Annotated in this window: 12 protein-coding genes; all 12 read left to right on the top strand. The window is 65.0% G+C overall.

Annotation, left to right across the window (positions count from 1 at the left end; translation table 11 throughout):
• Positions 1–54 precede the first annotated feature (54 nt).
• On the top strand, positions 55–282 hold the full coding sequence (locus YA0848_RS21915) for a hypothetical protein (protein ID WP_034099010.1): 228 nt from the start codon (positions 55–57) through the stop codon (positions 280–282).
• 92 nt (positions 283–374) lie between these two features.
• Complete coding sequence (gene gspE, locus YA0848_RS21920; protein ID WP_034111058.1) at positions 375–2,093, top strand: type II secretion system ATPase GspE; 1,719 nt, start codon at positions 375–377, stop codon at positions 2,091–2,093.
• On the top strand, positions 2,090–3,292 hold the full coding sequence (gspF, locus tag YA0848_RS21925; protein WP_169903928.1) for a type II secretion system inner membrane protein GspF: 1,203 nt from the start codon (positions 2,090–2,092) through the stop codon (positions 3,290–3,292). The genes gspE and gspF overlap by 4 nt, the downstream gene beginning before the upstream one ends.
• 20 nt (positions 3,293–3,312) lie before the next feature.
• Positions 3,313–3,738 carry a type II secretion system major pseudopilin GspG gene (gspG, locus tag YA0848_RS21930; RefSeq protein ID WP_080761388.1) on the top strand — a complete coding sequence of 142 codons (426 nt, stop codon included), beginning with the start codon at positions 3,313–3,315 and terminating at the stop codon, positions 3,736–3,738.
• 3 nt (positions 3,739–3,741) lie between these two features.
• On the top strand, positions 3,742–4,173 hold the full coding sequence (locus YA0848_RS21935; RefSeq protein ID WP_034099001.1) for a GspH/FimT family pseudopilin: 432 nt from the start codon (positions 3,742–3,744) through the stop codon (positions 4,171–4,173).
• Positions 4,170–4,526 (top strand): prepilin-type N-terminal cleavage/methylation domain-containing protein, encoded by a 357-nt coding sequence (locus YA0848_RS21940; protein ID WP_034111052.1) that lies wholly within the window; start codon positions 4,170–4,172, stop codon positions 4,524–4,526. The genes YA0848_RS21935 and YA0848_RS21940 overlap by 4 nt, the downstream gene beginning before the upstream one ends.
• Positions 4,523–5,152, top strand: a complete 630-nt coding sequence (locus YA0848_RS21945; protein WP_034098998.1) for a prepilin-type N-terminal cleavage/methylation domain-containing protein — start codon at positions 4,523–4,525, stop codon at positions 5,150–5,152. The genes YA0848_RS21940 and YA0848_RS21945 overlap by 4 nt, the downstream gene beginning before the upstream one ends.
• Positions 5,149–5,874, top strand: coding sequence for a general secretion pathway protein GspK (locus YA0848_RS21950; RefSeq protein ID WP_169903930.1), 726 nt, complete (start codon positions 5,149–5,151; stop codon positions 5,872–5,874). Before YA0848_RS21945 ends, YA0848_RS21950 begins: the two co-directional genes overlap by 4 nt.
• Positions 5,871–6,914 carry a PilN domain-containing protein gene (locus YA0848_RS21955; RefSeq protein ID WP_169903931.1) on the top strand — a complete coding sequence of 348 codons (1,044 nt, stop codon included), beginning with the start codon at positions 5,871–5,873 and terminating at the stop codon, positions 6,912–6,914. The genes YA0848_RS21950 and YA0848_RS21955 overlap by 4 nt, the downstream gene beginning before the upstream one ends.
• Entirely contained in the window at positions 6,889–7,500 is a 612-nt protein-coding gene (gene gspM, locus YA0848_RS21960; RefSeq protein WP_169903932.1) for a type II secretion system protein GspM, read from the top strand. Before YA0848_RS21955 ends, gspM begins: the two co-directional genes overlap by 26 nt.
• Entirely contained in the window at positions 7,497–8,021 is a 525-nt protein-coding gene (locus tag YA0848_RS21965) for a general secretion pathway protein GspN (protein ID WP_169903933.1), read from the top strand. Before gspM ends, YA0848_RS21965 begins: the two co-directional genes overlap by 4 nt.
• Positions 8,018–10,237, top strand: a complete 2,220-nt coding sequence (gene gspD, locus YA0848_RS21970; RefSeq protein ID WP_034098991.1) for a type II secretion system secretin GspD — start codon at positions 8,018–8,020, stop codon at positions 10,235–10,237. The genes YA0848_RS21965 and gspD overlap by 4 nt, the downstream gene beginning before the upstream one ends.
• The last annotated feature ends 65 nt before the right edge of the window (positions 10,238–10,302 follow it).

Raw genomic sequence — 10,302 nt, forward strand, 5'->3', positions numbered from 1 at the left:
AACTTAGTCAAGGCGCCGCTTGAGCCGAACGCTGTTTTTATCTGGAGAATATTTATGAAAGTTTCCCTGTTGGGTGCCGGTATTGTGCTGGGCGTTGCATTGAGTGGCGCGGCCATGGCCGCCGACTCCACCGATGCAGATGCCCAGTCTGGCGCTGCCGATTCCACGGTGCTGACCCAGACCCACGATGCCAAAGCCGCCAAGAAACAAAAGGCCGAAACCACCAAGGGCGGTCGCCCACTGAACAGCAGCCACCAGGCCGCGCCGAAAACCTCGAACTAACGGGAAAACCGATCGCCTGTGGGAGATGGCAAGCGCCATTCCCACAGGCCTGTTGAACATAGTCCCTCACATAGCCCCTCAGACCGTCACCCATGTCCAACCCTTCAACGCCCATCGATGCCTGCCAGACACCCCTCCCGGAGACCGACCAGGTCTGCGCCTGGCTGATGCGGCACGCCGGCCTGAAAACCGTCGATCTGGAGCGTGCTCGCCGTCTGGCTCAGGCGTCCGCCGACGACGAATTGCTCGGCCTGCTCACGCGTCTGGGGCTGGTTTCCGAAGTCGAACTGGCGCGCGCCTGGGCCCAATTGCTCGGCGCGCCGCTGCTATTGGCGGAGGCCGCGCCCGCGCTGCTCGATCCGTTGCCGGTGTTGACCGAGCGCTTTATGCGTCATTACCAAGTGGTGCCGGTGGGGTGGCAAGAAGGCGGGCTGACAGTACTGTCGGCCAACCCGGCGCAACGCTACGCGTTCCAGGCCCTGGCCTATGCCTGCGGGGTGCCGGTGTGGCTGGCGGTGGGGCCGCGCACCGAAGTCGATACCTTGATCGAGCGCTATTACGGCCAGGGCCGTTCGACCATGGGCACCTTGATCGAAAACCTCGATGAGCAGGGCGGCGCCTTGGAAGACATCGAACACCTCAAGGACATGGCCTCCGAAGCGCCGGTGATTCGTTTGGTCAACCTGATCCTGCAACGCGCCGTCGAGCAGCGCGCCTCGGACATCCATATCGAACCGTTCGAGAACCAACTCAAGGTGCGCTACCGCATCGATGGCGTGCTGCATGACGCCGAAGCGCCGCCGTCCAGCTCGTCGGCGGCGGTGATTTCCCGAGTAAAGATCATGGCGCGCCTGGACATCGCCGAGCGCCGCCTGCCCCAGGACGGGCGCATCATGCTGCGCATCCAGGGCAAGGAACTGGACCTGCGGGTGTCCACGGTGCCCACCAGTTTTGGCGAGTCGGTGGTGATGCGTTTGCTCGACCGCCAGACCGTACGCTTCGACTTCCAGAGCCTGGGCTTCGACGGCGAGCGCCTGCAAACCTTTCTCGATGTGCTGGAGCGGCCCCACGGCATTCTGCTGGTCACCGGCCCGACCGGCTCGGGCAAAACCACCACGTTGTACACCGCGCTGTCGCGGCTCAATACCGCCGAGCGCAAGATCATCACCGTGGAAGACCCGGTGGAATACCAACTCGAAGGCATCAACCAGATCCAGGTCAAACCCGCCATCGGCCTGGATTTTGCCGGTGCGTTGCGCTCTATCGTGCGTCAGGACCCTGACGTGATCATGATCGGTGAGATCCGCGACCTGGAGACCTGCCGCATCGCGATCCAATCGTCGTTGACCGGGCACCTGGTGCTGTCGACCCTGCACACCAACAGCGCGGCGGCGAGTATCACGCGCCTGCTGGATATGGGCGTAGAGAGCTACCTGATCGCCTCGACGGTCAACGGCATCCTCGCCCAGCGCCTGGTGCGCCGCCTGGACCCGGCCACGCGCGTAGCCTTCGAAGCACCGCCTGAATTGATCGCGGAACATGGCTTGGATCGCCTGACGGACCGACGTCCGATTGTGCTCTATCGCCCCGGCACTGGTGGTTATCGCGGCCGTAGCGCCATCACCGAATTGCTGGTGATGAATGACGAACTGCGCAGCCTGCTGATGCGCCAGGCCGACGCTGCCACCCTCGAACAGGCGGCGCGCCGCAGCGGCCTGCGTACCCTGCACGAAGAAGGCTTGCGCCAGGCGCTGGCCGGCATCACCTCGCTGGAAGAAGTGCTGCGCGTCACGCGTGGGGAGGGCACGTGAGCCTGTTCAAATACCGCGCGCTCGATGCTCAGGGTGCGCCGCACAACGGCACCCTCGACGCGAAGGATCAGCCCACTGCCGTGACCCTGCTGCAAAAGCGCGGCCTGCTGGTGCTGCAGGTCGAGCCAGCGGGCCTCAGTGGCCTGCATAAAGCCCTGGGCCGTGGCCAGCTCAACGGCGCCGCCCTGGTCAGCTTCACCCAGCAACTGGCCACGTTGCTCGGCGCCGGGCAACCCTTGGAGCGCGCCCTTGGCATTCTGCTCAAGCAACCCGGCCAACCGCAGACCCGCGCGCTGATCGAGCGCATCCGCGAACAGGTCAAGGCCGGCCAGCCGTTATCCAAAGCCCTGGAAGCAGAGGGCGGGCAGTTCTCGCCGCTGTACCTGAGCATGGTGCGCGCCGGCGAGGCGGGCGGGGCCCTGGAAAACACCCTGCGTCAACTCAGCGACTACCTGGAACGCAGCCAGTTGCTGCGAGGCGAAGTGATCAACGCACTGATCTATCCGGCGTTTCTGGTGGTCGGCGTACTCGGTTCCCTGGCGCTGCTGCTGGCCTATGTGGTGCCGCAATTCGTGCCGATTTTCAAAGACCTTGGCGTGCCGATCCCGCTGATCACCGAAGTGATTCTGGGCCTTGGGCAGTTTCTCGGCGCCTATGGATTAGCCGTGCTGGCCGGCCTGATCGTAACGGTCTGGGTCCTGGCCGCGCGTCTGCGCGACCCCCAGTGCCGCGAACGCTATGACCGTCGCGTGCTCGGCCTGCGGGTTATCGGCCCGTTGCTTCAACGGGTCGAAGCCGCACGCCTGGCGCGCACCCTCGGCACCTTGCTCAGCAACGGCGTGGCCCTGCTGCAAGCATTGGTGATTGCACGGCAGGTCTGTACCAACCGCGCCCTGCAAGCCCAGGTGGCCCAGGCCGCCGAGTCGGTCAAGGGCGGCGGCACCCTGGCCAGTGCGTTCGGCGCCGAGCCGCTGCTACCGGACCTGGCCCTGCAAATGATTGAAGTCGGCGAACAAGCCGGCGACCTGGACGGCATGTTGCTCAAGGTCGCCGATGTGTTCGACGTCGAAGCCAAGCGCGGCATCGACCGCTTGCTGGCCGCGCTGGTGCCGTCGCTGACCGTGGTCATGGCGGTGCTGGTGGCGGTGATCATGTTGGCGATCATGCTGCCGCTGATGAGCCTGACCAGCAATATATGAACCCACAAGGACCCACTCCCATGCGCCATACCCGATTCAAACCCGCCCGCCGCCAGGGCGGTTTTACCTTGCTGGAAATGCTCGCCGTGATCGTGCTGCTGGGCATCGTCGCGACCATCGTGGTGCGCCAGGTCGGCGGCAACGTGGACAAGGGCAAGTACGGCGCGGGCAAGGCCCAATTGGCCAGCCTGAGCATGAAGATCGAAAGCTATGGCCTGGACGTCGGCTCGCCGCCCAAGACCTTGCAGCAACTGGTCGAAAAACCCGCCAACAGCGCCGGCTGGGCCGGTCCGTATGCCAAACCGTCGGACCTCAAAGACCCGTTCGGTCACGCCTTCGGTTACCGCTTCCCCGGCGAACACGGCGCCTTCGACCTGATTTTCTACGGCCAGGACGGCCAGCCCGGCGGCGATGGTTACAGCGCCGACCTGGGCAACTGGGAATAACCCATGCCCGCCCGCCAACGCGGCTTTACCCTGCTGGAAATGCTGGTGGTGATCGTACTGATCAGCGTCGCGGCCGGCTTGGTAGGGTTTGGCCTGCAACAGGGCCTGCGCGCGGCCAAGGAACGCCAGGTGGTAGGGCAGATGGTTGAAGCGCTGCGCAGCACGCGGGCGCGGGCGATTGTCAGCGGCGCCACGCAAAGCACGCTGTTCGACTTGAACACACTCAGCTTCCAAGCTCCGGATCGCCCACCCAAACACTGGCCCGCCGAGCTGCAAGTGACCCTGCACACCGCCGAACAGGCCGGCTCCGCGATTGAGTTCTACCCCGACGGCAGCTCCACCGGCGGTCATCTGCTACTGGCCCACGGCACGCGGCGTTGGCGCATCGATATCGGCTGGCTGACCGGCAGCGTGCAATCCAAGGCGTTGCCATGAAAAAACAAGGCGGTTTCACCTTGTTGGAAATGCTCGCCGCGCTGCTGTTGATGGCCCTGTGCAGCACGGTGCTGCTGGTCGCCTTTGGCCAAAGCGCACGTTCGTTGCTGCAAGTGACCCACAGCGACCGCCTCAGCCACGCCGCCCTTAGCGTGATGGACCAGGAAGCCTCCGGGCCCCTCGCCAACGGCGTGCGCCAGGGCGAACTGGACGGCATCGCCTGGCAGTTGCGTATCGCCCAACAACCCGGACGCCTCGGCCAGCCGCATTTGTTTCGCCTCGACCTGACCGTCAGCGAAGGCCCGCGCAGCGCGCAATTCAGCACCTTGAAATTGCGCGGAGCGAGCCTGTGAACACACGACAACAGGGCTTCACCTTGCTGGAAATTCTTATCGTCATCAGCTTGCTGGGGGTGCTGCTGGTGCTGGTCGGGGGCGCGCTGCTGGGGGCCAATCGCGCGGTGCTCAAGGCACAGCGGTACACGCTAAGCCTGGATGAAATACGCGCGGCGCAGCAGTTTCTGCGTACGTCGATCAGCGAGGCGCTGCCCTTGGATGTTACCGAGGATGACAGCCAGACCGATGGCTTCTTTGTCGGCAGCGCCCAGCGCATGCAGTTTGTCGCAACCCTGCCCGGCGTGCTCGGCGGCGGCATCCAGCGCTTTACCTTGCAGTTGACCGGCGACCAGGCGCAGCGCGATTTGCAGGTGGCGTTCGCGCGGTTTGAGTCGCCGGCCCAGGTCAGTGTGCCGGCCTCACGCGGCGAGCCGCAGGTGTTGCTCAGCGATGTCGAAGACCTGCAATTGAGCTATCGCGGCTTGTCGCCCAAGGGCCAGCCGACCGGCTGGCTCAGTGACTGGCCATGGTCGCGGCGCTTGCCCCAGACGGTGCGGATCGCCGCGCGGGTCAACGGCCCGGTGCCGTGGGTGACCCAAGTGATTGCGCTGCGCCTGAACCTATCCAGCGGGGCCGCGGAATGATCCGTCATCAACGCGGCGTCGCGTTGCTGCTGGTGCTGTGGGTATTGGCGTTGCTCAGCCTGCTGCTGGGCGGCCTGGCCGGTTGGGTGCAACTGGAAACCCGTCAGGCGGCGTGGCATCGCCAGCACACCCAGGCGGTGCTCGCGGCCGAAGCGGGTATCGCCCTGGCGATGCAGGCGTTAGCCGACCCGTTGCAGCGCAAACAGTGGATCGCCGATGGGCGCGAAATCCCATTGGTATTCGACGATGCGCAGCTGCGCGTCAGCCTGCGCAGCGAGCGCGGCAAGTTGTATTTGAACAGCGCCGAGGTGGCCGATTTTGCCCGCCTGGCCCTGGCCTGTGGGGCCAGCCAGGCCCAGGCCAACCAAGTGGCGCGGGACCTGGAGGTGCGTCGTAACCAGGGCCTGGCGCCGTTTCGCGTGGTGGAAGAACTGCGTCAATTACCGGGCATGACCCAGGCGCTGTACAGCGCACTCGTACCCGAGATCAGCCTGTGGAGCGGCCTCGACCGGCCTGACCCAGCCTTCGCCAGCGCCCTGATGCGCCGTGCCCTGAACCTGCCGCACCTGAGCGCGGTGGGCGCCGACCCCGGCGAGGTGCTGGTGATCGACAGCCACGCCGAACGGCCCGGCGGCTACCACGCCCGATTGCAGGCCACCGTGTTATTGAGCCCCGCGCAAGGCAGCGCCCAACCTTATCGAGTACTCCGTTGGCAAGAATGAATGACTTCCTCGCGGCGCGCCTGCAACCGCTTACGGCGCCCATCGCCCAGCGCTGGCGTGGCAGCCTGTTGCAACAGGGCTGGCGACTGTGGCTCAAGGAACTGCGTGGCTGCCTGCCGCGCTGGTTGTCGCTGCACGATATCCCCGACCGGCTCTACCACTGGCCACTGACCGCCGCCGTGCCGCCAGTGGTGGGGGAGGTGCGCCAGGTGCTGTTGCTGGCTCCGCAGGCGGTGCTGATGCAAACCCTGCGGCTGCCGCCGGCGACGGCGCGCAATCTGTCCACGGTGGTGGGTTATGAACTGGATCGCTTTACCCCGTTCGATGCGAATCAACTGTACTTCGTCGCCCGCCAGGAGCGCCGCATGCCGACCCATGTCGACGTGACCGTGGTGGCGATTTTACGTGAGCGTCTGGACCAGATCCTCAGCGACTGCGCCGCCCTGGGGTTGCAGCCCCATGCCGTGGATGTGCAGGACGCTGGGGGCAACGCCCTTGGCGTCGACCTGTTGCCGCCGCCGCTGCGCCGCCGTCAGCGTCCGGCAGGCAAGGGCTTGCAGCGCAGCCTGCCGTGGCTGTGCGGCGCCTTGATGATCGGCGCCATGGTGCTGTGGCTCGATGACCGTCAACGGGTTTTGGAGGCCATGCAGCAGAGCGTGCGCGAGCAAAAAGCGCAGGTGGCCGAAGTTCAAGCGTTGCGCCAGCAACTGCTCAATACCCGCGGCGCCGCGCAGTACCTGATCCGCCGCAAAATGGCGCAACCGCCGCTGTCGGCGCTGCTCAACGAACTGACCGCGTGCCTGCCGCCCGACACCTGGCTCGACCAGTTGGAAGTCAGCGACGGGGCCGAGGTGTCCTTCTCTGGCCAAAGCGCCAAGGCTAGCGCGCTGATCACTCGGATCAAAGGCTGCCGCAGCCTGGAAAACGCCCAGTTCGAAGGGGTGATCCAACCCGATGCGCAAACCGGCAAGGATCAGTTTTCCTTGCGCGCCCACCTGCACCAGGAGGCCGCTGATGCGCCGACCCCTGACACCCCGTGAACGCCGTGGCGCCGCCCTGATCGGCCTGGCTCTGGTACTCGGCGCCGTGTACTGGCTGTTGATCGACAGCTGGTTCGCCGGCCCCTTGCGCGCTATGGGCGAGCAAGCCGAGCAGTTACGCGAGCAACAACAACGCTACGCCGGGGTACTGCGCCAGGCCGACAGCCTGCGCCAACAGTTGCAGCAGGCGCGCCAGGACCCCACCAGCAGCACCAGCCTATTGCCCGGCGATGACCCCAGCGCGGTGGCCGCCGACTTGATGCAACGCATCGCCGACCTGATCAACAGCCGCGCCACTGTCGGCGGCGGTTGCAGCTTGACCCAACGCATGCCGATCACCCCGGAACAAGACGACAGCGAGCCCTATCGCCAGGTTAAAGTCAGCCTCACGCTTAATTGCGCCATCGAGCCGTTGACCGCGATTCTGCACGAGCTGGAATACCAGCGGCCGTTTCTGTTCGTCGATGAAATGAGCATCCGCCGCGCGCCGAGCGCGCCGGTCAGTGGCGGTGCCGGCAAGCTGGTGGTACACCTGTTGGTGCGCGGCTACCTGCAACCGGCGAGCGCGCGGCAGGTGCAGCCATGATCAGTGCATTGCGCCCCCTCGAATGGGTATTGCTCGGCGTGGCCGCGCTGTTGGGCCTGCTGATGGCCGGCATTCTCAGCAGCATCGGCGACGCACCCCAATGGCTGCCGGCGCCAGCGCCGGATGCGCGTACACAGGCCGCGCCCAAGGTGCTGAATGCACCGAGTGCAAGTCTCGACAGCCTGGCCGGCACCTGGCAGGCGCCACTGTTCAGCCCGGATCGCAGCCCTGACCGCGCTGTCGGTGAGGCCGGTGTGTCCGGCTTTTCGAGCCTGGTGCTGACCGGCGTCCTTCTGGACGGCAACGTGCGGGTGGCGCTGCTCAAGCGCGCGGATGGCCCGCCGCTCAAAGTCCACCAGGGTCAGACCCTGCCCAGCGGCTGGCGACTCGAACAGCTCACCCCACGCGACGCCCGTTTTGTGCTGGATGGCCGCACGCAAACCCTGAGCCTCAAAACCCCGCGTTTGCCGCCGCCGTCCATGACGCCCCCGATTACCCTTCCTCACGAGTCCACCCCTTGATCGATACTTTCCCTGGCGCTTTGCGCACCACTGCGTTTTGCCTGGCCACCGCCGTCACCCTCGGTGGCTGCGGGACCTTTCCCGAGCACCTGGACGCCGACCCGGCGCTGTTGCACGAAGCGTTGCAAGGCACCGGTTCGCAACGCCCGCCGGTGGACCCGACAACGGAACAGGCACCGCTCGACAATCCCCAACCCAGCGCGAAAACCCCACCCCAGCGCCAGTTGATCCGTGGCAACCAGTCCTTCGTTCGCCCCCCAAGCGCCGCACCCGCCGGTCGCGAGGAGAGCGGCGGCGACATCGTGTTCAACTTCGCCGACCAGCCCATCGAAGCGGTGATCAACAGCGTGATGGGCGACCTGCTGCACGAGAACTACAGCATCGCCCAGGGCGTGAAAGGCACTGTCAGCTTTTCCACCTCCAAACCGGTGAATAAGCAGCAGGCGTTGTCAATCCTCGAAACCCTGTTGTCCTGGACCGACAATGCCATGATCCAGCAGGGCAACCGTTATGTGATCCTGCCGGCGAGCCAGGCGGTGGCGGGCAAACTGGTGCCGCAGATGCGCGTGGCACAGCCGTCCAGCGGGCTGTCGGCGCGGCTGTTTCCGTTGCGCTATATCTCGGCCACCGAGATGCAGAAACTGCTCAAGCCATTCGCCCGCGAGAACGCATTTTTGCTGGTGGACCCGGCGCGCAACGTACTGAGCCTGGCCGGCACTCCGGAAGAGTTGGCCAACTATCAGGACACCATCGACACCTTCGATGTGGACTGGCTCAAAGGCATGTCCGTGGGAGTGTTCGGCCTGCAACGCGCCTCGGTGGCCGAGCTGATGCCCGAGCTGCAAAAGATGTTCGGCCCCGACAGTGGCATGCCCTTGGCGGGCATGGTGCGCTTCCTGCCGATTGAGCGGACCAACTCGGTGGTGGCGATCTCGTCGCAGCCGCAGTACCTCAGCGAAGTCGGCGACTGGATCCACACCATCGATGAGGGCGGCGGCAACGAGCCGCAAATGTACGTGTATGACGTGCGCAATATGAAGGCCACCGACCTGGCCAAGTACTTGCGACAGATCTACGGCACGGGCGCGATCAAGGACGACGCCCCGGCTAAAGTCGCCCCTGGCCTGCGCACCGCGACCCTGTCATCCCCCGGCACCAACAGCACCTCCGGCAGTACGCCGGGCGGCTTGAGTAACAACCTCAATAACAACCCGCCCGCAGCGGAAGATGAAGAGCAGGAGCCCGAAGCCGATCAGGACAGCACTGCCCAGGACGCCAGTGAAGGCGCCCCGACCAAAAGCCTCGACGCCGGCACCCGCATCACCGCGCAGAAGAGCAGCAACCAACTTCTGGTACGCACGCGCCCGGTGCAGTGGAAAGAGATCGAATCGGCGATCAAACGCCTCGACAACCCGCCGCTGCAAGTGCAGATCGAGACGCGCATCCTCGAGGTCAAACTCACCGGTGAACTGGACCTGGGCGTGCAGTGGTACTTGGGGCGCCTGGCCGGTAATTCCACCAGCACCACCGTGGCCAACGCCGCCGGTAGCCAAGGTGCGCTGGGCGGTGGCGGGGCAGGGCTGGGGGCGACGGATTCGTTGTTCTATTCCTTCGTCAGCTCCAACCTGCAAGTGGCCCTGCACGCCCTGGAAACCAACGGCCGTACCCAAGTGCTGTCGGCGCCGTCGCTGGTGGTGATGAACAACCAACCGGCGCAGATCCAAGTGGGCGACAACATCCCCATCAGCCAGACCACGGTCAACACCGGCACCTCCGACACCACCTTGAGCAGCGTCGAATACGTGCAGACCGGTGTGATCCTCGACGTGGTGCCGCGCATCAATCCGGGCGGCCTGGTGTACATGGACATTCAGCAGCAGGTCAGCGACGCCCAGGACCAAGCCGCCAACAGCGACACGCAAAATAATCCGCGCATCTCCACACGCTCGGTCTCGACCCAAGTGGCGGTGCAGAGCGGGCAGACGGTGCTGCTCGGCGGCTTGATCAAACAGGACAACGCCGAAAGTGTCAGTGCAGTGCCCTACCTGGGGAAAATTCCGGGATTGCGCTGGTTGTTCGGCAACACCAGCAAGTCCAAGGACCGCACGGAATTAATCGTGCTGATTACACCGAGGGTGATCACCAGCAGCAGCCAGGCGCGACAGGTGACGGATGACTATCGCCAGCAGATGCAGTTGTTGCGGCCTGTTCAGTAAGCAGGTTTGAACTGCCTGCGTCATCGAAAAGGCTGGCTCATAACGCTGTGGTGAGCAGGCTTGCC

This window comes from Pseudomonas sp. S4_EA_1b (assembly GCF_016307435.1).
In the GTDB taxonomy this organism is placed as follows: domain Bacteria; phylum Pseudomonadota; class Gammaproteobacteria; order Pseudomonadales; family Pseudomonadaceae; genus Aquipseudomonas; species Aquipseudomonas rhodesiae.

Bases quoted from the DNA above. Each gene is read 5' to 3' on its own strand.
- YA0848_RS21915 (WP_034099010.1), top strand. From the start codon at position 55: ATGAAAGTTTCCCTGTTGGGTGCCGGTATTGTGCTGGGCGTTGCATTG.
- gspE (WP_034111058.1), top strand. From the start codon at position 375: ATGTCCAACCCTTCAACGCCCATCGATGCCTGCCAGACACCCCTCCCG.
- gspG (WP_080761388.1), top strand. From the start codon at position 3,313: ATGCGCCATACCCGATTCAAACCCGCCCGCCGCCAGGGCGGTTTTACC.
- YA0848_RS21935 (WP_034099001.1), top strand. From the start codon at position 3,742: ATGCCCGCCCGCCAACGCGGCTTTACCCTGCTGGAAATGCTGGTGGTG.
- YA0848_RS21940 (WP_034111052.1), top strand. From the start codon at position 4,170: ATGAAAAAACAAGGCGGTTTCACCTTGTTGGAAATGCTCGCCGCGCTG.
- YA0848_RS21950 (WP_169903930.1), top strand. From the start codon at position 5,149: ATGATCCGTCATCAACGCGGCGTCGCGTTGCTGCTGGTGCTGTGGGTA.
- YA0848_RS21955 (WP_169903931.1), top strand. From the start codon at position 5,871: ATGAATGACTTCCTCGCGGCGCGCCTGCAACCGCTTACGGCGCCCATC.
- gspM (WP_169903932.1), top strand. From the start codon at position 6,889: ATGCGCCGACCCCTGACACCCCGTGAACGCCGTGGCGCCGCCCTGATC.
- YA0848_RS21965 (WP_169903933.1), top strand. From the start codon at position 7,497: ATGATCAGTGCATTGCGCCCCCTCGAATGGGTATTGCTCGGCGTGGCC.